Raw genomic sequence first — 21,997 nt, forward strand, 5'->3', positions numbered from 1 at the left:
CCCAATTAGTAATTAGTAATTAGTAATTAGTAATTAGTAATTACTAATTAGCCATTAGTAATTAGCCATTAGTAATTAGCCATTAGCGGTTGCTCTAGATGATGCAACATCTTTTTGAGTTGTTTAATTGCTGGTGTAACGATCGCCACAAAGTATGCCTCGCGCAGTCGTCTGGCTGGTTTAGAACCCTGTAAATAGGCGCGTGCACCGACATGGAGCATGGCAGCATTAGCAGCTCGCAATGAGAGTTCAGACCCGGTAATCCGCAACTGAATTACCTCTTTGAGCAAATCAGGAGTGATACTTACATCTGGCTGACTCAACCGATCGGCTAGGGTGTAGGTTTTCAGACGGGCGATCGCTAGTTCAGCGGCCAGATCCTCTGCTCCATCGTCGAGAAAGCAATTGACATGACCTAAACGAGAATGAGTTGCCTCAATCATGTTGATACAATCAGCGATCAACCCTAAGCCCATACCAACTTGTGTCAGAATAAAACCCGGACGAATTCGTTGTACATAGTCTGCACACGGTACTGCTAAAACCTGTTCGTCAGGAATAAATACTTCGTTGAAAACACAGCTAAAAGTGCCACTGCCTTCTAAAGCAATAAAGTGGGAATTCTGTCGAAGCGATAATCCAGCGAACCGATCTGAGACGATCGCCATTAAGTAATCATTTCCCTCGGAAAGTTTGGCGGCGATGCCAAAGGGTTGTCCTGTACCAATATTAGAAACCCAAGGCAATATACCATTCAGTACATAACCACCTGTTTTTCGATCGGCGGTGAGGGCAATTTTTTCAATCTCAGCAAAGTGTTTCATTGGGTTTGATAACCCTGTACCACCAAGCACTTGCCCTGTTGCTATGCAGGGCAATAAATTTGTCTTGAGATAGGTATTGTCGCTGCACTGCATATACCAAGCACAGGCAATCTGACACCAAGTCATAAACCCCGTACACAAGCATTCTTCAGAGATAGCTTCAATTACTTGAATGGCTGCTTTTAAACCGTTACCCGCTCCACCAAACTCTGGCGCAACAGCTTGACCAAAGCCTCCTAATGCACCGACACGCTGCATAAAATCACGGGGATAAACACCCTCTAGATCGATACTTTGCACTTTGGGTACAAGGTCTTGAGCGATCGCGGCTTTTAATTCGGCAATCAAAGGGCTAAGGGCGATCGGTTCTTCTAAATTTTTGTTGGGAACTAATGTTGAAGCAACCTGCATAGGTCAACCTTCTTTACAAGAATGGTGAAATAGTTAGGACTTACGCACGCAGGGCAAAAAACCTTTTCTAGAAACTGGGTTTCTGAACCAGAATTCTTCATGGTTCGCGCGGACTAAGACCAGAAACCCAGTTTTTTGCAGGATATATCCACTGCGAAGCAAGCCTGTTTAAGCAAGGGATACTGCTAAATTGACAGGGTTGCGGAGTGTGTTGGCTACAGGAGACCAATTATTAGAGTGAGCAACTAAAGCTTCTAAGGCTTCGCGACTGGCATCGCCTTCTAAATTGACGTTCACACGAATATCTGTAAAGCCAAGGCGCTTTTCTGATAGATCGCCAATCCCCCAAACACCGGTGATGTTAATGTCGCCTTCTAGTTCTAGTTCCAGCTTGGTCAGAGTAATTCCACGCACGATCGCATTGGCATGAATTCCCACAGATAGGCAAGACCCTAGTGCTGCCAGTAATGCTTCTGAGGGGTTAGGGGCTGTATCTTGTCCCAGCAAGCCGGGTGGTTCATCAATGACGTGCTCTGGTAAGTCTCGTACATAGTTCAAGTTGCGAAACTGCCCTTCACAGACTGTTTTGACTTTTAATGACTTGATCGTATTTGGGTTGGCTTTCGCCGTTATTGCCAGGTTTTCTAAGCCAGCCTTGCTAACTGGGCGCAGAGAGGTTTGTGTTGAAACAGTTACTTCAGTCATAATCAACGAAATAGAACAATCTATCCAATTGCAGCCGAATTAGTTACACAGCTTTCCTTCCTATAGCTGCCACAACTGACAGCAGAGGTAGACTCTGTATAGTACGGTGAATCGGTAGGTTTACCGTATTTTGTAATATCTCATAGATTCCAAAGAATGTCAATCTTGAGGCGATCGCCTCAAGTTGGAACTGAAGCAACCAGAGGGGCAACCACAGGGGGATTGCCACCGACAACACTATTAACTTAAAAAGTGATTTCTGAACTTGACTTACTTGAGGTGCATCTGTAAAATTTTGTTTGCAATCCAGAAAATACGGTAAATCGATAAAGTTTAAGTATTTTATAGCAAATGACAGAACCCTATCGTTTTGAAACGCTCCAAGTTCATGCCGGGCAAGAACCTGCTCCTGGAACCAATGCCCGTGCCGTGCCTATTTATCAAACAACCTCCTATGTCTTTAATGACGCGGATCATGGGGCGCGTCTCTTTGCCTTGCAAGAGTTTGGTAATATCTACACCCGGATCATGAATCCGACAACAGATGTGTTTGAAAAGCGAATTGCCGCCTTGGAGGGGGGTGTTGCGGCCCTGGCAACCTCTAGCGGTCAGGCAGCTCAGCTTTTGGCGATCGCCAATATTGCCCAAGCGGGAGATAACATTGTTTCCACCAGCTATTTATACGGTGGCACCTACAACCAGTTCAAAGTGACGTTTCCTCGGCTGGGGATTCAGGTCAAATTTGTGGATGGCGATGAAGCAGAGGATTTCCGGCAGGCGATCGACGATCGCACCAAGGCACTCTATGTTGAAACGATCGGTAATCCCCAATTTAACGTGCCAGATTTTGCCACCCTAGCTCATATTGCTCACGAAAATGGCATTCCCCTGATTGTAGACAATACTTTTGGTGCAGCAGGCTATCTCATCCGTCCCATCGAACACGGTGCTGATATCGTGGTGCAGTCTGCAACTAAATGGATTGGCGGACATGGCACCTCAATCGGCGGTGTCATCGTCGATTCCGGCAAGTTCGACTGGGGAAATGGCAAGTTTCCTGTGTTTACAGAACCAGCTCCGGGCTATCACGGCCTCAATTTCCAAGAAGTTTTTGGCCCTCAAGGCTCATGGGGCAATATTGCCTTCATTATTCGTGCCAGAGTCGAAGGACTGCGGGATTTAGGCCCTACTCTCAGTCCCTTCAATGCCTTTTTGTTTTTACAGGGATTGGAAACCCTTTCCCTACGGGTACAACGTCATGTAGATAACGCCCTGGAACTGGCCCAATGGCTCAAACAACATCCCAAGGTGGAATGGGTAAACTACCTGGGATTACCAGAACATCCCTACCACGAGCGGGCTAAAAAGTATTTACAACATGGCTTTGGCGGTGTACTGAACTTCGGTATCAAGGGGGGGCTTGATGCCGGTCGCTCTTTTATCAACCAGGTGAAACTGGCAAGCCATTTGGCGAATATGGGAGATGCTAAAACACTGGTCATTCATCCCGCATCTACAACCCACCAGCAACTTACAGACACGGAACAGATATCGGCTGGTGTGAGCCCTGATTTAGTTCGGGTATCGGTAGGAATAGAACACATCGACGATATTAAAGGCGATTTTGAGCAGGCCTTTGCCGGGGTTTAGCAGATGAATTATCAGCATTTCATTTCTCCCCAAAGCCAGTTTTATCAGCTCCCAGAACCCTTTGAGCTGGAGTCTGGTAAAGATTTGATTGGAGTTCAGGTGGCCTATCGGACTTGGGGACAGCTCAATGGGGCTGGAGATAATGCTGTGCTGGTTTGTCATGCTCTAACTGGTTGGGCAGATGTGGATATCTGGTGGGAACCCCTTTTAGGGCCGGGACGGGCGTTAGATCCCGATCGCAGTTTTATTATTTGCAGCAATATACTGGGTAGTTGTTATGGAACAACTGGGCCGACCTCCATCAATCCTAAAACAGGGGCAGCTTATGGCCCAACCTTTCCTGGGATTACGATTCGGGATATGGTGCGGTTGCAAGGGGTTTTACTGGAAGCCTTGGGCGTGCGATCGCTACAATTAGCGATTGGTGGTTCTCTGGGTGGTATGCAAGTGCTGGAGTGGGCATTGCTTTATCCCGATCGAGTCCGGGCGATCGCGGTCATTGCCGCCCCCAGTCGCCACTCGGCTTGGTGCATTGGCTTGGGCGAAACCCAACGGCAGGCTATTTATACTGACCCTAACTGGCAGAATGGTTACTATAGCGCGAAACAACAACCGGATCGGGGGCTGGCTGTGGCCCGCATGATTGCCATGAGTACGTATCGTTCCTGGGCTAATTTTTCAGCTCGCTTCGGACGACAGGTTAAGTCCGATCGCGTTACTGAGTCATTTGCGATCGTGGATTATATGCGTTACCAGGGCAAAAAATTGGTGGAACGGTTTGATGCCAATACCTACATCACGTTGACCCATGCTATGGACAGCCACGATCTAACCCGTCCCGATCGGGATTATCACACGGTTTTGAGCAGTATTCAGCAGCCCGCCCTGATTGTCGCTATTAATTCGGACATCCTATATCCACCCGTTGAGCAGGAAGAACTGGCAGCCCTGATTCCCAATGCAGAACTACAATGGCTGGACTCTCCTCATGGCCATGATGCCTTCCTGATTGATATGGATGTTCTCAACAGTTTGGTCGTCAGGTTTTTATACAGATAGCAGCAGTTCTAGATGCTACTTTTTCTCCTGCGGGTGCAACTGATATATTGCCCGCGAATATTAATCAAGTAAGCAAGTAGAGAAGTAATACTAACAAAAATCTACAGAATGTGCTTGCATTTTTAAAGCCATCTGTGGAATAATAGGAGCTTGTTAGAATTAACTACGGCAGATCGATCGATTTATCGTATTTTGTTAGTCAATAATGATTAGCTCAGCTTTTGCATGGATATTGCGTTTCTTAGTTTTCAATACTTGAAATTTAGGAGGGGACAGTGTTAACCCCATTGAGAGAAATCCCATTTCCAGCTAGATTGAGACATTTTTGGAGCAAACTAAAGCATAGTTCGCTCCAAACCTTTGCTTTGCTTTTTGCAGTTGGCTTCAGTTTGAGTTTGACAGTTTCAGCCTGTGCTCCTACTCAGCAAACAAATTCAACTACTGCCCCAACTTCTACTGCCACATCGGTGGCCAGTTCTAACGCACAACAGAGCAATGTAATTCGGATCGGCTATCAAAAATATGGAACTCTAAGTATCCTTAAATCACGGGGAAGTTTAGAGAAACGTCTGGCCTCCCAAAACACATCTGTACAGTGGCTTCAATTTCCTGCCGGGCCTCAATTACTAGAAGCTTTGAATGCAGGCAGTATTGACTTTGGCCATACAGGAGAAGCGCCGCCTATTTTCGCACAGGCCGCTGGCGCACCATTGGTATATGTTGCTAACGAACCTCCTAATCCTAAAGGCGAAGCTATCTTAGTAGCGAAAGATTCTCCCATTCAAGATGTGGCTGAGTTAAAAGGCAAAAAAGTTGTATTTAATAAGGGTTCAAATGTGCAATACCTAGTGGTAGAAGCATTAAAAGCAGCCGGATTAAAATATAGCGACATTCAGCCTATTTATCTGCCCCCAGCAGATGGGCGGGCAGCTTTTGAACAAGGTAGTGCTGATGCTTGGGCAATTTGGGACCCGTTTTTTACCGTAGCGAAACGAGCTACAGAATCTCGCGTTCTTAAGGATGGAGAAGGGCTTGTAGCTAATCGGGAATTCTATCTAGCTGCCAAACCTTTTAACGAGCAATATCCAGACCGAATTAAGGCAATTTTAGAGGAACTTCAAAAAGTAGATGAATGGGCTGCAGCTCAACCAACTGAAGTGGCAAAACTGCTGTCTCCTGAGCTTGGTATTGATGTTCCAACTTTAGAAGAAATCTCACGGAGACGGCCTTACGGTGTGCAGCTAATTACGGAGGAAGTCGTTACTTACCAGCAAAAAGTTGCTGATACTTTCGTGGATTTGAAGCTGCTTCCCAAACAGGTAAAAATTAGCGAAGTGGCTCAGGTAACTAAACAATAAATAGTGATGGAAACCAAGGAAAATGGAATTATTTTGGTTTATACCGACTCACGGAGACGGACATTATTTAGCTTCAGGAATTGGAGGGAGAGCTTGCAGTTTTTCCTACTTAAAGCAAATCGCCCAAGCCGTTGACCATTTAGGATTTACGGGTGCTCTGCTGCCGACTGGACGCTCATGCGAAGACGCATGGGTAGTAGCTTCATCTCTAATGTCTGTAACGGAAAAAATGCGTTTTTTAGTTGCAATTCGTCCGGGATTAATGTCTCCTGGCGTAGCAGCACGGATGGCAGCAACGTTTGACCGGTTATCTAACGGACGCTTATTGATTAATGTGGTGACAGGCGGCGATCCGGTAGAATTAGCAGGAGATGGAGTGCATCTCAGTCACGATGCTCGTTATGAATTAACGGATGAATTCTTGACAGTTTGGAGAGCGATGCTTGAAGGTAGTAACTCCAATGACGTGCGAGAGAAAGAAGTCGATTTTAGCGGTGAATATCTCCAAATTAACGGCGGTAAAGTTCTCTTCCCACCTGTACAAACTCCCCATCCTCCCTTGTGGTTTGGCGGTTCATCGCCCATAGCACAACAAATTGCGGCTAAGCATATTGATGTCTATCTGACTTGGGGAGAACCGCCACAACAAGTGGCAAAAAAAATTGAAGCTGTGAAAAAATTAGCAGCAGAACAGGGTAGAACTGTGCGGTTTGGGATTCGCCTTCATGTCATTGTGCGCGAAACTGAAAGCGAAGCTTGGGAGGACGCAAATCGGTTGATTAAATATGTCGATGAAGATGCGATCGCAGCCGCCCAAAAAGCTTATGCCAGAATGGACTCTGAAGGGCAAAAGCGGATGACAGAACTGCACGCAGGCAACCGCGAAGCTCTAGAAATTAGCCCCAATTTGTGGGCTGGAATTGGGTTAGTAAGAGGCGGGGCCGGTACTGCCTTAGTGGGAGATCCCGATACCGTTGTTGCACGAATGTTGGAATATTGCGAATTGGGAATTGAAACTTTCATTTTTTCCGGTTATCCCCACTTAGAAGAAGCGTATCGAGTCGCTGAATTGCTATTCCCCCGCTTGCCGTTGAAGAACCAACCACCTGCAAATCAACCGCAAATGTTTAGTCCTTTTGGCGAAATTGTTGCCAACGATAAGTTTCTCCAACAAAAACAAGTTATTCCTACGAGCGCATCATGAACAAAAAATGGCTCAAAAACCCCTATTTTCAGCAGGTGATTCCCTGGATTGTACCGATTGTGCTGATTGTTAGCTGGCAACTTTTAGTGCAGGTGGGTTGGCTTTCGACAAGAGTTTTACCCGCACCAACAGGTGTTTTAAGTGCAGGAGTTAGATTGGCAATTACCGGGGAACTGTTTCACCATATCGGAATTAGTGCTTGGCGTGCCGTCGTTGGTTTCATCATCGGCGGAGGAATTGGTTTAACTCTTGGTTTCCTCAACGGTCTTTCTCCAATCGCAGAAAAGCTGCTAGATACTTCTGTACAAATGGTTCGTAATGTTCCCCACCTCGCCTTAATTCCCCTAGTAATTTTATGGTTTGGAATTGGCGATGTAGCTCGGTTATTTTTGGTGGCTTTGGGTGTGTTTTTCCCAATGTATATCAATACATTTCATGGCATCCGCAGCGTCGATGCCGGATTGATTGAAATGGGAAAAGTCTATGGTTTGAGTCCTACATCTCTTTTGTGGCAAGTTATTCTGCCTGGGGCTTTGCCTTCAATTTTGGTAGGCGTGCGATATTCTTTGGGGATTATGTGGCTGACGCTGATTGTCGCAGAAACAATTGCTGCGGATTCTGGTATTGGTTACATGGCAATGAATGCTCGCGAGTTCTTGCAAACTGATGTTGTGGTGTTGAGCATTATTATGTATGCTTTGTTGGGTAAGTTTGCAGATGCGATCGCCAGAAAGTTAGAAAAGAAATGGCTGGCTTGGCATCCCAATTATCAGCCCGCTTAGCTATAAAAAAGCAGGAATAAGAAAGAAAAATGAGAGTGTCCCCTTTTTCTTTCTTATTTTCTCTAGAAATGCTGTCCTTCACGATCTGCTCAGTTAGTGTTTTTTACGTATAAAAGCTGGGATTGGGGAGATGATCGTTGAATACCCAGTTACCCAGCTCGTAAATTTTATAGTCAACAGAATCATGTAGCGTAAACGTTCTCAGATTACGCCAGTAGCGATCGAAACCATATTTACTGGTGGTAGCATGCGCCCCCATCACTTCAAAAATGCGACTTGTCACATCTAAACCTGTTTTTGTGGCAGCAACCTTTGCTGTTGCGATCGCTGCCTGCTCCACAACTTCAATGATCTCCAGTCCTAATACACGATCCATGCTGAATGTTTTCTCCTATTGCACCTCCTGGCTACTCCACGGCTTTGGAGGCGCTCACTGCCTGTGAGTCGGATTTTGAGCTTTTTAGCCAACAGGTCTATGAAACTCACGACCGTGAGAGCGAAGACTAGGAATTTTTTATCCCATCATGGTTTTGACGGCGAGGATTACAACAGTCGCCAAAAAAATCCGACGTAACCAGCGATTGCTAAGTTTGAGAGCCACCTGTGAGCCGATGATGCCCCCAATAAACATGGCAATACCTAAGATGATGCCCAATCGATAATCAACGATGCCAGCCGCTGTGAAAACCCCCGTTGCAACGAGCGAGGAAAAGATATTCACCAGCTTGGTTGTAGCGATCGCTTCCACAAAAGTCATCCGAAAGAGCGCCACATAGGCAGCCGTTAGCAAGGTGACGTACCCGCCACTGAAAAAACCACCATAGATACCCAGCCCAAACGTTGCCACATAACCGAGTAGTTGGGCTGCCCGTGATGGGCGATCGGCTGCCGGAAGAACGCCACCTCGATGATTCGCGATCGAGAAAACAGCAACCGCAATCATGGCAGCCGAAACAATCTGCGGTAAGGACTTTGACGGTATTACCAGGACTAATCCTGCTCCTAGAATTGAGCCAATCAGAGTCAGCCCAATCAAGAGAGGCAAGCGTCTTAGATTAATCGTCTGTTGCTTCAGAAACGGTAACGTTGCACCAATACTCATAAACGTGAGTGCCAGCATATTAGTGGCTAAAGCCGTGCGCGGTGCAATGCCCATCTGCAACATTACAGGCACCGTAATTAAGGAGGTGCTGCCTGTAATCACGCTGATCGTGCTGGTCGCTAAAAAAACTGTAATCAGGATCAGTAGTTGAAGGGAAACCATATAGGTTCTATAAGTTCCCTTACGCTAATTGGGTAGCCGAAACAAAGGTCGTAACCGCACCCCGATCGCAGTTCCCAGGAGTGCAGCCACAATCCACAGCCAGCCGTGCAAACTGGTAGACGCGATCGCCCCAAAGAACCCACTCACATTGCAACCGTAGGCAAGAAATGCACTGTAGCCCATCAGTAAGCCACCTAATATCGCCGCCGCTAGAATCTGTTTGGAAGGCCTAAAAGTTGGAACCCATCGCCCTGCTAACCCTGCAGCCAGCAGCGATCCTAGAACGATCCCACCATTCATCACCGAACTGGCATCTGCAAACACGCCATTCGCGAGAGCAGCCTGAGCGTTTGCAGTCTTCCAAAATGGGCTGCTGGTGGAGTCCCACCCCAAAAACGATGCAATCTGGGCCGCCCACAGCGCAAAGCCCCAGGTAATCCGCCAGGGTTGGCCAGACACGATCAGCGTCAGCCAGTTGAGGAGTGACAGCGCGATCGCACCTGTGAGTAGCGACCAAGGGCCGTAAATTAGCTGAGTTAGCGAAGAGGGGAAAAGCGGAGGGGAAGAAGTTAGGGGAGGAGAAGAAAGAGCTTTTGCAGAAGGGAAAATGCGCTGGAGGGCAACAAACAAAGCAGCGAAAATTGTTAGTTGCAAAACCACTGCCCAAAACCAGCCAAGATTATCTGCCAAAGAAATCGCCGGCAAAGCAGGCAAATTCACCCACAACTGTCGGGTTAAGCTAGCTGCAAATGCCCCAATGCAAAATGTCACCAGCGTCACCAGCAGAGTGAGACTGCCAGAACCAACGGTATACAAAGTACCACAACCGCAGGCCCCCCCAAGCTGCATCCCAATCCCAAACACGAAGGCGCCGATCGCCCCTTGAACGCCTACAGGAGAAACAGCACCCCGCACTTGCTGCCCAAATACGGTTCCGGCTGCCAGAGTCGGCGCAAACAGAACGGTAGCGATCGCCAGCATGATAATTTGTGCGATCGCTCCCCGCGCGTCTCTATGCACAAGTAACTTGCGGTAGGCACTGGCAAAGCCAAAGCTAGAATGGTAAAGTGTTAGCCCCAGCAACCCACCAATCAAGAACAATAGGCTTTGCTGCCAACCATAACGAGTGAGTGTAATTGCCCCAACAGTAAAAAGTGCTAAGGCGATCGCAATTATCAAGCGATCGGGACGAAAAGGAGCCCATAACGGCTCACCAGAAACTGATGAACTCATTTTTACTACTTTTTAGGTGGGCTCTTCGGTTGTTCCGGGGGCGGATCGCAACTGCCTAAAGCGGGTTGACTTAGCGGTACAAAATCCAACCCAAATATTACTGCCACAGTAGCAAAAACAACAAGTGATGAAATCAAAACTTTCATACATTACACCTTTAAATGTTGAACTGCTTAGCACCCAATAACTAAACTTTTTCCGGCCCAGTTTCAACTGGCAAATTAGACGTACTGTACTCAGTCCAAGAACCGTCGTAGATCCGAACTTTAGGATATCCCAAAAGATGTTTTAGCACAACATACTGTAATGTTGCTTCACGCCCAGTGCTGCATGACACAATCACATCATCTGAAGGCTTAATCTTCTTGTCCGCCAGGATTTTGCGAATCTCATCCAGTGACTTCAACTGATGAGGGTTTTTGAGCTCCTCCTGAGAGTTTTCGGCTTCCGTAAACGCAGGCCAGGGAATATTTTTCGCACCAGGAATGTGCCCGTTGCGTACCCAGATATCTTTCTCACCTCGGAATAAATCACCTGGTCTAGGATCGATAAAAACAACACCTGGTTTACCAATTAATTCTCCAACCTGTTGAAGGTTAACGCGAAGTGAGGGATTATCTTGAACCGCAAACTGTGTAAATTTGTATTTGGGATATTCCTTAACAACAGGTTGCCCAGAGGCTTTGTATCCTGTATATCCCCCATCTAAGACTGCAATATCTTTTACTCCCGATCGCTCTAGTAAATAGGCAACCATTGTCGCTCCCAAAATATCTCGTGCATCGGAATAAACGAGAACGCGACTGTTACTGCTAACACCCGATCGAGAAAAGAGCGAAGCTAATTTCTGGGTATCCCAATACTGCACGGGCAAAAATCCGTCGGGGCCACGAAATGCAGTATCTGCAATGTGTACTGCGTTTGGAACATGGCCTCCAATATACTCCAGAGGCGCATTTCGCACATCCAAAATTCGCAAATTTGGATCTTTTGCGTTGGCTGCTACCCAATTGGGAGAAACAAATTGAATTTTGGCACTGGGGGTTGCAGTCAGCGGTGAAATCGAGAATAGTGAAACTCCCAGAAAGGTTGCGATCGCCACTATTACCAAAACAGAGGGCTTGAGGGATCTTTTCCAGATTCCCCGCAAAAATCTCAAATTCATAACTATAAATCTCCTTAATCAGATGCCATCAACAAGTCAATAACCCAACATTCATTAACGTCAAAAGAAGGCAGGAGGCAGGGGGCAGTTCGTTAGAAACACCCCAGAAATCAAAAATAGCAGTAACCTACGTCTGGCAATGGCAAGCCACTTGCTCATGATTCGCCTCCTCAATTCCTTGCTAAATGTCTGGTTTAATTAGGACTTACGCAGTTTATACTATAACTCGATTGGTTTACCGTAGTATAGCTGAATTTTATCTTACAGCAAAGCACACTCAAGATCAATGGATGGTTAAAAAGACCAACTCGACTGTTGGTGGTGGTATGGGCAACTCCCTTGCCAATATGCCATGGCGCTCAATCAGCTTGATTAGCAAGGCGCGGTTAGCTGTTTTTAACAGGCGAGTCGCTACTAGAGAACCACTGAAGCCAGCACCGACGATCGCGCGATCGTTGTTGGAGTATCAGAAATCATCAGTATTGTCGGAACCATATCAACATCAAATAGAAGAGTTCGGCTTCTCAGTATTTGAAGTTGTCACAGTCATTAACTGACCTACACCCCAAATCGACGGTGTTTTGCCGATCGCTTGCAGAATATGGTCGTGGGCTGCCATCACTGCCCTCAAGATGCAAAAGATATCTATAGGAACAATTTAATAACGGTAATAGTGGTAAAATACGGTTTACTTACTGAGATACAGTATTTTAACATTGCTTGCCATCATAATTCAACAATTTGGGAAAATTCAAGCATGAGTCAAATTCTGCAAGAAGTGCTGTCTGCTAACCAGGAATATGCTGCGACCTTTGGCAACAAAAGCAATTTGCCCCTACCTCCTGGTCGTCGCTTTGCCATTCTAACCTGCATGGACGCTCGCCTCGATCCAGCAAAATGTGCTGGGCTGGCAGAAGGGGATGCCCATGTCATTCGTAATGCTGGAGGACGGGCAAGCGATGACGCAATTCGATCGCTCGTAATCTCTTACAAGCTATTGGGAACTCGTGAATGGTTCGTCATTCACCATACGGATTGTGGAATGCAACTCTTTACCGACAGCATCATCCGAGAACTATTGACAAACAGCCTGGAAACCGCTGTAATCGACGAAAATGGTTGGCGAGATGTAGGGCAGGGTTCAGGTTCGACAGAAGGTGAATTTGTCGATTGGTTAACCTTCAAAGATTTGGCAGAAAGCGTGTTTGTGGATGTCAAACGAATTCGCAACCATCCCCTTGTGCCACCCACCATTCCGATTTATGGCTTTATTTACGATGTGAAAACAGGGCAATTGATTGAAGTTCCCAGCGCAACTGAAGTCGGTCGAGCAACAGTTCCAGCTATCGCGTCATCGTAATAAACGATCGCAAAAATGCAGAATGCTTTGCGGTTGTCTCAACTATGAATTAGTGCTTTTCACGCTCTCACCATTATTGCAACTATGAGCCATTTGATTGAATACGAAGACGCAAATGAGGAAGTACGGGCAGTCTATGACGACATTCGCGCGACACGCAAAACCGAGTACATCAACAACTTTTGGAAAGCGATCGCCAACCATCCGCCTACCCTGCAACGTACCTGGCAGAATGTGAAGGAGGTGATGACGGGTCCGGGAGAACTCGATCCCCTCACCCGCGAGTTAATCTACATTGCTGTCAGCGTTACAAATGGTTGCCCATACTGCATTTCATCTCATACAGCCGCAGCGCGAGCCAAGGGAATGGATGATGCCATATTTGGGGAACTGATGGCGATCGTGGCAACCGCAAACGCTACGAACCGACTGGCAAATGGCTATCAAATTCCGGTGGACGAACAATTCAAATTACAATCACCTCAATGAGGAGCGTCCAGATTGCAAGTATGAACCCACAAGCATTGAGTGCCTTTATTCCAAGCGCAGGCTATGCCGTGGCTGAGTAAATGCTTGCCTAAACCTCGACCAATGTAGTCCGGTTTCAAACCAAAGTAAACAATCTCCGTTGAGTAAAAGCGTGCCGCACTACCTTCCTGATGGTTCGCTAGTTCAATGTATCCCGCTGGTGTACCATTTACATACAAAACATGAACGCTAGTTCTTGGGACTAGCAAAAGTTTTTTAATTTGCCGATCTGAATAACTAGGAGTGTCTCATGGTTAGATCTGACCAAACAAATCCACTCTTCCCTGAGTCTGCACAATCCATCCCCACAATCACCTACGATGCTCACAAAGTACCGCTGGCATTTTTGCACAACTGCGGCAGGTGGGAAGGAACCGCAAAGCGAGTCACCAAAGCAGGGGAGTTGATCGATGAACATCTAGTGCGCGTCGAAATCGAAATTGAGGGAGCGCAGTATGTTCAAACGAATACCGTTCGTATTGGTACACCGAGAGAAGTCGTCGCTAAATACTACGGTGATTTCCGTGATGGTGTGCTGGTGTTTCCGCTCACCGACGAAGTGTACACATTAGGTGGCGAGAAGGCGACGGCATTTTCTGGTATCGCTTGGGCAGTGACCGACGATATCATTGTCTACCGGGGCAGTCGCACATTGCAAACTACGAAGACGTACTATAACGAATTGATTGCACTCGTTGATGGCAATCACAGAGTCCGTACCACTCAGCTTTATGAGGATGGGGACTATAAGCTAGTGACGATGATTGATGAAATGAAAGCATCGCTCTAGCTACACGAACCAGAATTTATCCAAAGTCGAATGTCTGAGATAAGTATAATTTTATACTATCTGCTGAACATCAAAATCATGATTGGATATCAGCTAAGAAATGACTTGGATATTGATGCAGTTATTGAACTTTATCGAGCTTCGACTTTAGGAGAGAGAAGACCGATTGATAATTATGAACCCATGACTCGAATGATTTGCAATGCCAATCTGATACTAACAGCTTGCGATACAGAGTTATTAGTGGGTATATCTAGAGCAATTTCTGATTTTAGCTATATGACAACTCGATCGACAGTAGAGATTTCTCAGATTCCCGTTATCGATATCAGTTCGTTGGTATCGGGTAATCGCCTAGATACTGTTGCAAACCAAATCCGACAAGCTTGCCGCGACACAGGTTTTTTTTACATTGTCGAGCATGGTGTAGACCAAGGCTTGCAAAACCGTTTGGAGCAACTGAGCCGTCAGTTTTTTGCTCTAGATTTAGAAACCAAAATGCAAATTCGGATGGCGCTGGGAGGTCGGGCATGGCGCGGCTACTTTCCGGTTGGAGGTGAACTGACGAATAGTAAACCAGATTTGAAAGAAGGAATTTATTTTGGCTCGGAATTGAATCAAACCCATCCCGCTGTTCAAGCAGGTATTCCCATGTTTGGAGCCAATCTGTTTCCACAGATTCCCCAGTTTCGCGAAACAGTGCTGGAGTATCTAGCAGTCATGACCCAACTGGGTCACGCAGTAATGGCTGGAATTGCCCTGAGTTTGAACTTAGAAGCATCTTACTTCCGCGATCGCTATACGACAGATCCCCTGATTTTATTTCGCATCTTCAACTACCCACCACAAAGCAATCTGCAAGGGCAATCCTGGGGAGTGGGAGAGCATACCGATTACGGTTTGCTCACGATTCTCAAGCAGGATGATTTAGGTGGGTTGCAAGTAAAGACACGATCGGGCTGGATTGATGCGCCGCCGATCGCCAACTCCTTTGTTTGTAACATTGGCGATATGCTCGATCGCCTCACAGGTGGACTTTATCGCTCTACTCCCCATCGAGTCAAGAATGTGTCAGCACGATCTCGCCTCTCATTTCCCTTCTTCTTCGATCCCAATTTCAATGCTGAACTCCACCCGATCGAAATCAAGGGAGCGATCGTCGATGATAACAAAAACGAACGTTGGGACAAAGCCAGCGTTCACGAGTTTCGCGGCACTTACGGCGATTATGTCCTCAACAAAGTTGCAAAGGTTTTTCCCCAATTGCGCCAGGAAGTTTTTTAACACTCCCCGATCGCACTGAACTAAACACTGAACCAAATACTGAACCAAGCACTGAACCATCCAGCCTAAATACATCCTGCATTCTAGAGATGTGGGAAGCATGGTTAACCAATGTTGCTTTCCCCAACTGATGAGTCGATCTAAGTAATTACTAAGGGGTAGCGAGATGTTTAATCCTACAGAAGCGATGGTTAATACTTGCATTGAAAGGTTGCAACACGGTTATCGCCAGACTTACGGCAGTCTTAGCCCCGATTGTATGGAGATCCTTGGTTGGGCTGGCAATATGGCTTTGGAAATGATTGCCAACAGTGACGCACCCTATCACAATGTAGAACATACCGTTTTAGTAACGCTGGCAGGGCAGGAAATTTTACTAGGCAAGCAGATGCTTGAAGGTAATGTTTCCTGTAAAGATTGGTTGAACGCGATCGTCTCTTTGCTGTGCCACGATATAGGCTACGTTAGGGGAATTTGCCGGCAAGACAGGCCTTCAGAAGGAGCCTATGCTACAGGTGTAGGGGACACTACTATCTATTTACCTTTTGATTCGACTGATGCCTCCTTAACTCCCTTTCATGTAGATCGAGGAAAACTCTTTATTGAGGAACGATTCAGCGATATTCACCCGATCGATCGCGAAGCTTTGAAGCGCAATATTGAGCTAACCCGTTTCCCGGTACCAACAGATGAAGAACATTCAGATACCAACAACTATCCTGGTTTAGTAAGAGCGGCCGATTTAATCGGTCAACTTGCCGATCCCCGCTACTTACAAAAAATTCCTGCCTTATTTTACGAGTTTGAAGAAACTGGTGCTAACAAGGCTTTTGGTTATCACTCTCCTGCTGATTTGCGGAAGAACTACCCAGCTTTTTTCTGGAACGTTGTCTCTCCCTATATTAAATCCGCCCTGCGCTACTTAGAGGTAACACAATCTGGCAAACAGATTATTGCTAACCTCTACGCCAATGTATTTCGGGTAGAACACGCTAGCCATCTTCTTTCCCAAACTATTAGCTTGCAGTCTAAAGGGGTTCAATTTTCAACAGCAGCAGCAATGATTTGAGCTTCATCAAAAGACAGATGAAATCGATCTTGACACCATCTTTCTACCACGGCTTTAGCCGTATAACGAACTTCCAAGCTGGTCGTCGCAGCAAAACGATCGAGCCATTCAGTGCGGTTATAGAACTCATTGTAAGCCTGATGCGTCAGCTCCAAAAGGCGCTCGCTTGGTAACTCTTTGGTTTCATAAAGAATTTCCCCCCAATAGTTTTTACTATCTTTAAGCATTCGCTCGGCCCAGGCAGTAGGTGGCTCTCCCCGCTCGCAAACTCGATCGAAAAATGGCGTTCCCGGGTAGATTTCTAAAGGGTAGAAATGAGCAAAATCTAAATTTAGGTATTTGGCAAATGCCATAGTTGTTTCAATATCCGATGCTGTCTCATCCGGTCCTCCTAAAATAAAAGTTCCTGCCAGCCGCATATCGGGTACTGTACTCTTGACATTTTCACAAGCTGCGATAACGATCGCAGTTGTTAAATGCTTGTTCAGACTTTTGAGTTGGCGATCGGAACCTTTTTCAATTCCCATATTGATTTGACGGCAACCTGAGTTATACAGACTGCGCAGGCTTTGAGAATCTAAGGCTGCAACGGCATCACATCTCAAATCCATCTCCCATTTAATCTCACCTACTTCTGCGATTAATAAATTACAAAATTTCTGAACTTCTTGATTTAATGTTATAGATTTCACAAACAGACAATCATCATAAAAAATAAATCCAGTAATTTGAAAACGTTCAACACATTCTCTCATTTCAGCAAAGAGCCCATCTAAGCTGCGACGCGCAACTTGATTCCCGCGCAACATAGGCGAAACACAAAAGTTGCAGTGATAGGGGCATCCGCGAGAGGAATAGATCGGTGTGATGGAGCCATCAAATACGTTTCTGCGTAAAGAAGGGCGATAGCGATGATTTTCTAGTAAATGTCTTGCTGGAAAAGGGATTCGATCGACATCTTCAACCAATGCGATCGATGCAACTTCCTCTCTATGCCAAGACACACCTGGTATCGAAATTCCCATATTGCCTGCGTGTAAAGCATTGACTAGAAGAGGAAAAGCTTCTTCTCCGTCACCGCGGATTATCGCTGTCGCCTCCAACAGATCGAAGAAAATAGGTGTTTGGCTGGGCATAGAAGCAAAAGGGCCGCCATACACAATAGGTATTTTCGGATATTGTTTTTTTAGTGCTTTGGCTAAAACATAGATCGATTTAAGAGCCGGCGTGGTTGTTGGTCCAACACCCACACATTTTAAAGGGGTAATATTCTCTAGTTTTTTATTAAGATACTGTTGGAATTTTTCGAGGCCTACAGGACTTTGCGAGCCGCAGTCTAAGGCACAATCTAGGATCGCAACGGAAAATCCTTGCGCTTCCAGACACGATGCAATGTAAGCAAGACCGATCGGGGGAATGATGCCGCTACCTGCTCTGCGATGATAGGGTGGATGAACTAGCAAAACATCTACAAATTCCATGTTTTTTTTTGTGTTTCTTTGCCAAGGCATTAATCAATATTAAACTACTAATCAGTAGAATTTGAGTTGAGTTTTTCCCTACATTTTAGGTGACAATTTCTGTGTAATCCTCAATGGCTCCTAAATCTTTAAGCACGGCTTTCTGAGCCTCTGTTACTCCTGTGACGCCAGCGATATTCATGCGTTCGTAGGGCCGATCGCTGCTTAACGTCTTCACGCACTGACTGGTCTGCACTGACCAGAACTTGATAGTTTCATCGCTGCTACTGCTGGCTAGGGTTCGATCGTCGGGACTAAAGGCAACCGACCAGATAATTTCGGCGTGTCCTTCCAGAACCTTCAGGCATTGACCCGTCTCTACATCCCACAGCCTAACACTGCGGTCAGTCCCCGCACTGGCAAGCAGATTGCCCTTGTGGCTGAATGCGACCGACCACACGGAGTTTGTATGTCCTTCTAATGTGGCAAGGCATTCCCCCGTGCTAGCGTTCCAGAAACGAACGGTGCGATCGGCACTTCCGCTAGCTAGGATATTACCGTTAGGACTGAACGCCACTGACCAAACACGGCTGGTATGTCCCTGTAGAGTCTTGATACATTCACCTGTTTTGATGTCCCACAGGCGCACGACTTCCTCATCGCTGCCACTAGCAAATATTTGACCGTGAGGACTAAACGCCGCCGACCAAACCCGACTGTTATGACCTGTGAGCGTGTTTTGACACTGACCCGTGCTAACACTCCACAAGCGTATAGTTCTATCTTCACTGGTGCTGACAGCGATATTGCCATCCGGGCTGAAGGCTACCGACCAGACTCGGTTAGTATGACCTTGCAACGTCTTGAGACATTGACCCGTTTTGAGATCCCACAACCGGATGTTCCCGTCATCGCTACCGCTGGCTAATATGCTGTCGCGATCGCTGAAGGAAACTGCTCTAGTCTTGCCGATGTATCCTTGGATAGTTTTGAGGAATTTAGCTGTACCGATATCCCATAGCTGCACGCCTCGATCGTTCCCGATGCCAACGATATTGTCGTTGGGGCTGAAGGCAACCGACCACATCACGCTGGAATAGCCCCATATCGTCTTGATGGTTCTCTCTGTATTGCTATCCCGCAGCCTAATGGTTTGGTCTTCTCCACTACTGGCGAGGATATTACCGTCAGGACTGAAGGCAAGCGACCAAATGCGGTTGGTGCGTTCCTTGACTGTCTTGACAACCTGTCCGGTATTAACATCCCACAACCGGATGTTACCGTCATCCCCACTGCTAGCAAGGGTGCGACCGTCGGGATTGAAGGCGACTAACCACACCTGTTCGGTGTGTCCTTGCAAAATCTTGAGGCATTGACCTGTGTTGGCATTCCACAAGCGCACGGTTTGGTCGAAGCTACCGCTAGCCAGGGTATTGCCATCGGGGCTAAAGGCGATCGCTGTGACCGAATTGCTATGTCCGTTTATAGTTTGCAAACACGAACCTGTTGTTGCATCCCACAACTTAATCGTCCCATCTCCGCTACCGCTGGCGAGAGTGCGGCCGTCGGGACTCCAGGCCACTGACCACACCCAATCGCTGTGTTCTGATAAAATTTTCAGGCATTGACCTGTGTTGGTATCCCACAAGCGAATCGCGCGATCGTTACTACCGCTGGCGAGGAGGCTACCATCACAGTTGAAAGCAACCGACTTCACCCAACTGGTATGTCCTTGCAACACCAGAACGCATTGACCGGTGCTGACATCCCACAGACGAACGGTTTGGTCTTGGCTGCCACTGGCGACAATTCGACCGTCGGGACTGAAAGCGATCGCCCAGGGCCAATCACTGTGACCCCGACAGGTCAACAACGGTTCGCCATCTGTGACTCTCCACAGGCGAATGTCACCATTGGCAATCCCCGCCGCTAGCAACCTGCCATCGGGGCTAAACGCCACAGCAGAAACAGTTCCAAAAGCTTGAGTAAAGACAGATTTGGCTAAATCGGTACCAGCAAAATTCACTTCTGGCAAATTCCATCCTTGGAGGTAAGCTTGCCAAATGGTGAGATGGGAAAAATCCTGTCCCCTTAAATCCGTCTCTAGTTGGCGGGATAAATTCAGTATGTTTCCCGCTACATATCCAGCTCTTTGCGGAAACTTTTCTCGCAGAGTCGAGATAATTTCAGTCAATCGGGCTTCTAAACCGATTTTATTGCCCAAACTATTGATTAATCTATCTTGAATCGGTTGCAGGAGCAGGCGGCTTTGACTTTCTCTAACGTAGTCTTTAGCTAACGCCTTCATGAGAGAGTGGCTGTTAAGTATTTCAATATTTTTTTCGCTAATTTCTGCACAAGCTATGTTAATTAATCCTTCTGTTACATATTCCAGGATGACTGGCTGCAATCCGAAGGCTGCTTTGGTCTTTTCCAAAGGTAACAATCTTTGTAAAGATTGCAAAGTCGAAGTTATTTTCTCTTTAGCTAAAGGAGATAAAATATCTTCTCTCAGTTCGGACAGCGATGATTGTTCGCGATTAATTGCCAGCCAATAAACGATTTCTTTCTCGTCATGCGATAAGCGTTCAAAATGCCAATCTAATAAATCTCGCAAGTCATTAAATAAAGGTTTTCCCTGGCTTAAAAATTCCGACAAATCGCCAAAAAACACTTCTTCAATATGTCGGGCTGCCAGTTCTAGAGCGAGGGGATTGCCATTATAAAACTCAACAACTTCTTTCCATTCTGAATCCGAACCCAAAAAATTACCGATTTCATTAAAAATTCTCTGTCCGTCCGACTCATTCAAACCGCTTAAATTGAGCGATCGCACTGGTTTTGCTTTACCTTCTAGTAGCGCAATTTCGTGGGGTTTTTCCCGGCTGGTGAGCAGCAAGCAGCTTTGATGGGGGACTTCGCCAACCCGCCTCAACAACTCACCGTATCCTTGATATCCTTCTCGATATTGCCCCGCCCCTTCCCCGCCTTGTAGAATTGACTCTGCATTGTCCAGGATTACCAAACAGCGAGACTCGCGAAAATAGTGGAGCAGCAGTGATATTTGAGCGTTTAAAGTGTCCGGTAAATCGGTTTCTTTTTGGTCAGAGAGGAGTTTAATTAAGTCTGTCAGAATGTCTGTTACTGGTGGAGCATTCAGCAGAGAGCGCCAAATCAGATAGTCAAATTCATCTTGAATCCCTTTTGCTAATTCCAAAGACAGATCGGTTTTGCCAATGCCACCCCTTCCCAACTTCACCGATAGTTGGGTTTTACCAATACCGCCCATGCCCAAAATTGCCACCAGCCTGCAGCGATCTTTGAGCACCCATTGCTCTAGTGTGGTAAGTTCCTCAGCACGTCCAAAAAATACGGGGACATCGGGTGCTTCCCCCCAATCTTGACATTTTGTAGCAATTAATTCTTCCGATTCGGCAACATCTTCTTCGCGGGCTCCGACAGCCTGACAAATCTGGATAAATGTCTCGGATTGAATAGGCACTCGCCGCCAAAACCGCCTTAAGGTTGCTTCGGAAGTCAGGGCAGTGTCGTACCAAGACACTGAGTATTTTGTCCAGCCTTTCTGCTTGCGCAGCCGATCGACAATTTCTAGTCCTTGCGTTGAGGCTCTAACAGAATTTACCATAGTTGTTTATTCTTAAACTTATCTTTTATTGTTTAAACTGCTTCTAAAAACCTGGACAAACCTACCCACAGGTAATTTGAGCCCACGTATTAAGTCTGCGGTGTAACTTGAGCTCGATCGCCACGCTTAGCTTGCGCTTGGCAGATACCCGACATCGCTGCTCGACATCAGCCTTAACCAGTGGCTCCCAGTTAGAGACAAGGGT

General features: G+C 46.5%; 20 protein-coding genes. 10 read left to right on the forward strand and 10 right to left on the reverse strand.

Annotated elements, in window-relative coordinates; translation table 11 throughout:
- Positions 1–68: 68 nt before the first annotated feature.
- Positions 69–1,235, reverse strand: a complete 1,167-nt coding sequence (locus QUA23_RS01915) for an acyl-CoA dehydrogenase family protein (RefSeq protein ID WP_333075712.1) — start codon at positions 1,233–1,235, stop codon at positions 69–71.
- Between the two features lie 168 nt (positions 1,236–1,403).
- Positions 1,404–1,940 (reverse strand): OsmC family protein, encoded by a 537-nt coding sequence (locus tag QUA23_RS01920; protein ID WP_333075713.1) that lies wholly within the window; start codon positions 1,938–1,940, stop codon positions 1,404–1,406.
- Positions 1,941–2,291: 351 nt separating this feature from the next.
- Here QUA23_RS01920 and QUA23_RS01925 point away from each other — a divergent pair, with 351 nt between their 5' ends.
- From QUA23_RS01925 to ssuC, 5 genes are all read left to right on the forward strand, one after another.
- Positions 2,292–3,590 carry an O-acetylhomoserine aminocarboxypropyltransferase/cysteine synthase gene (locus QUA23_RS01925; protein WP_333075715.1) on the forward strand — a complete coding sequence of 433 codons (1,299 nt, stop codon included), beginning with the start codon at positions 2,292–2,294 and terminating at the stop codon, positions 3,588–3,590.
- Positions 3,591–3,593: 3 nt separating this feature from the next.
- Positions 3,594–4,649 carry a homoserine O-acetyltransferase MetX gene (metX, locus tag QUA23_RS01930; protein WP_333075717.1) on the forward strand — a complete coding sequence of 352 codons (1,056 nt, stop codon included), beginning with the start codon at positions 3,594–3,596 and terminating at the stop codon, positions 4,647–4,649.
- 275 nt (positions 4,650–4,924) lie between these two features.
- Positions 4,925–6,007: a sulfonate ABC transporter substrate-binding protein gene (locus tag QUA23_RS01935; protein ID WP_333110282.1), complete on the forward strand. Its 1,083-nt coding sequence runs from the start codon at positions 4,925–4,927 to the stop codon at positions 6,005–6,007.
- A gap of 22 nt (positions 6,008–6,029) precedes the next feature.
- On the forward strand, positions 6,030–7,211 hold the full coding sequence (ssuD, locus tag QUA23_RS01940; RefSeq protein ID WP_333075719.1) for an FMNH2-dependent alkanesulfonate monooxygenase: 1,182 nt from the start codon (positions 6,030–6,032) through the stop codon (positions 7,209–7,211).
- A complete protein-coding gene (gene ssuC / locus QUA23_RS01945) occupies positions 7,208–7,993 on the forward strand; it encodes an aliphatic sulfonate ABC transporter permease SsuC (protein WP_333035550.1) in 786 nt (261 codons plus the stop codon). Before ssuD ends, ssuC begins: the two co-directional genes overlap by 4 nt.
- Positions 7,994–8,096: 103 nt before the next feature.
- Here the strand turns inward: ssuC and QUA23_RS01950 are convergent, their stop codons facing one another.
- From QUA23_RS01950 to QUA23_RS01970, 5 genes are all read right to left on the reverse strand, one after another.
- Positions 8,097–8,369, reverse strand: a complete 273-nt coding sequence (locus QUA23_RS01950) for an acyl-CoA dehydrogenase family protein (RefSeq protein ID WP_333075720.1) — start codon at positions 8,367–8,369, stop codon at positions 8,097–8,099.
- Between the two features lie 138 nt (positions 8,370–8,507).
- Positions 8,508–9,257, reverse strand: coding sequence for a sulfite exporter TauE/SafE family protein (locus tag QUA23_RS01955; protein ID WP_333035546.1), 750 nt, complete (start codon positions 9,255–9,257; stop codon positions 8,508–8,510).
- Positions 9,258–9,281: 24 nt separating this feature from the next.
- Complete coding sequence (locus QUA23_RS01960) at positions 9,282–10,490, reverse strand: YeeE/YedE family protein (RefSeq protein WP_333075722.1); 1,209 nt, start codon at positions 10,488–10,490, stop codon at positions 9,282–9,284.
- A gap of 187 nt (positions 10,491–10,677) precedes the next feature.
- A complete protein-coding gene (locus tag QUA23_RS01965) occupies positions 10,678–11,655 on the reverse strand; it encodes a sulfurtransferase (RefSeq protein ID WP_333075723.1) in 978 nt (325 codons plus the stop codon).
- 283 nt (positions 11,656–11,938) lie between these two features.
- Positions 11,939–12,100 (reverse strand): FAD/NAD(P)-binding protein, encoded by a 162-nt coding sequence (locus QUA23_RS01970; protein WP_333075767.1) that lies wholly within the window; start codon positions 12,098–12,100, stop codon positions 11,939–11,941.
- 312 nt (positions 12,101–12,412) lie between these two features.
- Here QUA23_RS01970 and QUA23_RS01975 point away from each other — a divergent pair, with 312 nt between their 5' ends.
- Together QUA23_RS01975 and QUA23_RS01980 are read left to right on the forward strand one after the other, a co-directional pair.
- Positions 12,413–13,015, forward strand: coding sequence for a carbonic anhydrase (locus QUA23_RS01975; RefSeq protein WP_333075725.1), 603 nt, complete (start codon positions 12,413–12,415; stop codon positions 13,013–13,015).
- Positions 13,016–13,099: 84 nt separating this feature from the next.
- The gene (locus QUA23_RS01980) at positions 13,100–13,504 is read left to right on the forward strand and encodes a carboxymuconolactone decarboxylase family protein (protein ID WP_333075726.1); all 405 of its coding nucleotides are present in this window, start codon (positions 13,100–13,102) and stop codon (positions 13,502–13,504) included.
- Here QUA23_RS01980 and QUA23_RS01985 read toward each other — a convergent pair.
- Positions 13,498–13,752 carry a GNAT family N-acetyltransferase gene (locus QUA23_RS01985; RefSeq protein WP_333075727.1) on the reverse strand — a complete coding sequence of 85 codons (255 nt, stop codon included), beginning with the start codon at positions 13,750–13,752 and terminating at the stop codon, positions 13,498–13,500. The genes QUA23_RS01980 and QUA23_RS01985 overlap by 7 nt on opposite strands.
- Before the next feature lie 41 nt (positions 13,753–13,793).
- Between QUA23_RS01985 and QUA23_RS01990 the strand changes: the two genes are divergently transcribed.
- From QUA23_RS01990 to QUA23_RS02000, 3 genes are all read left to right on the forward strand, one after another.
- Positions 13,794–14,333: a hypothetical protein gene (locus tag QUA23_RS01990; protein ID WP_333075729.1), complete on the forward strand. Its 540-nt coding sequence runs from the start codon at positions 13,794–13,796 to the stop codon at positions 14,331–14,333.
- 30 nt (positions 14,334–14,363) lie between these two features.
- Positions 14,364–15,617: a 2-oxoglutarate and iron-dependent oxygenase domain-containing protein gene (locus tag QUA23_RS01995; protein WP_333075730.1), complete on the forward strand. Its 1,254-nt coding sequence runs from the start codon at positions 14,364–14,366 to the stop codon at positions 15,615–15,617.
- A gap of 166 nt (positions 15,618–15,783) precedes the next feature.
- The gene (locus QUA23_RS02000) at positions 15,784–16,686 is read left to right on the forward strand and encodes an Npun_R2479 family HD domain-containing metalloprotein (RefSeq protein WP_333075731.1); all 903 of its coding nucleotides are present in this window, start codon (positions 15,784–15,786) and stop codon (positions 16,684–16,686) included.
- Here the strand turns inward: QUA23_RS02000 and QUA23_RS02005 are convergent.
- Together QUA23_RS02005 and QUA23_RS02010 are read right to left on the reverse strand one after the other, a co-directional pair.
- Positions 16,656–18,167, reverse strand: a complete 1,512-nt coding sequence (locus tag QUA23_RS02005) for a B12-binding domain-containing radical SAM protein (protein ID WP_333075732.1) — start codon at positions 18,165–18,167, stop codon at positions 16,656–16,658. The genes QUA23_RS02000 and QUA23_RS02005 overlap by 31 nt on opposite strands.
- Before the next feature lie 85 nt (positions 18,168–18,252).
- Positions 18,253–21,792, reverse strand: a complete 3,540-nt coding sequence (locus QUA23_RS02010; protein WP_333075734.1) for a WD40 domain-containing protein — start codon at positions 21,790–21,792, stop codon at positions 18,253–18,255.
- Between the last annotated feature and the right edge of the window lie 205 nt (positions 21,793–21,997).

The sequence above is a fragment of the Microcoleus sp. Pol1C5 genome (assembly GCF_036701115.1).
Classification (GTDB): Bacteria; Cyanobacteriota; Cyanobacteriia; order Cyanobacteriales; family Microcoleaceae; genus Microcoleus.

Coding starts and splice junctions, on each gene's coding strand:
- QUA23_RS01920 (WP_333075713.1), bottom strand. CDS start 1,940: ATGACTGAAGTAACTGTTTCAACACAAACCTCTCTGCGCCCAGTTAGC.
- QUA23_RS01915 (WP_333075712.1), bottom strand. CDS start 1,235: ATGCAGGTTGCTTCAACATTAGTTCCCAACAAAAATTTAGAAGAACCG.
- QUA23_RS01965 (WP_333075723.1), bottom strand. CDS start 11,655: ATGAATTTGAGATTTTTGCGGGGAATCTGGAAAAGATCCCTCAAGCCC.
- QUA23_RS01980 (WP_333075726.1), top strand. CDS start 13,100: ATGAGCCATTTGATTGAATACGAAGACGCAAATGAGGAAGTACGGGCA.
- ssuC (WP_333035550.1), top strand. CDS start 7,208: ATGAACAAAAAATGGCTCAAAAACCCCTATTTTCAGCAGGTGATTCCC.
- metX (WP_333075717.1), top strand. CDS start 3,594: ATGAATTATCAGCATTTCATTTCTCCCCAAAGCCAGTTTTATCAGCTC.
- QUA23_RS01995 (WP_333075730.1), top strand. CDS start 14,364: ATGTCTGAGATAAGTATAATTTTATACTATCTGCTGAACATCAAAATC.
- QUA23_RS02010 (WP_333075734.1), bottom strand. CDS start 21,792: ATGGTAAATTCTGTTAGAGCCTCAACGCAAGGACTAGAAATTGTCGAT.
- QUA23_RS02000 (WP_333075731.1), top strand. CDS start 15,784: ATGTTTAATCCTACAGAAGCGATGGTTAATACTTGCATTGAAAGGTTG.
- QUA23_RS01925 (WP_333075715.1), top strand. CDS start 2,292: ATGACAGAACCCTATCGTTTTGAAACGCTCCAAGTTCATGCCGGGCAA.
- QUA23_RS01950 (WP_333075720.1), bottom strand. CDS start 8,369: ATGGATCGTGTATTAGGACTGGAGATCATTGAAGTTGTGGAGCAGGCA.
- QUA23_RS01990 (WP_333075729.1), top strand. CDS start 13,794: ATGGTTAGATCTGACCAAACAAATCCACTCTTCCCTGAGTCTGCACAA.
- QUA23_RS02005 (WP_333075732.1), bottom strand. CDS start 18,167: ATGGAATTTGTAGATGTTTTGCTAGTTCATCCACCCTATCATCGCAGA.
- QUA23_RS01955 (WP_333035546.1), bottom strand. CDS start 9,257: ATGGTTTCCCTTCAACTACTGATCCTGATTACAGTTTTTTTAGCGACC.
- QUA23_RS01975 (WP_333075725.1), top strand. CDS start 12,413: ATGAGTCAAATTCTGCAAGAAGTGCTGTCTGCTAACCAGGAATATGCT.
- QUA23_RS01960 (WP_333075722.1), bottom strand. CDS start 10,490: ATGAGTTCATCAGTTTCTGGTGAGCCGTTATGGGCTCCTTTTCGTCCC.
- ssuD (WP_333075719.1), top strand. CDS start 6,030: ATGGAATTATTTTGGTTTATACCGACTCACGGAGACGGACATTATTTA.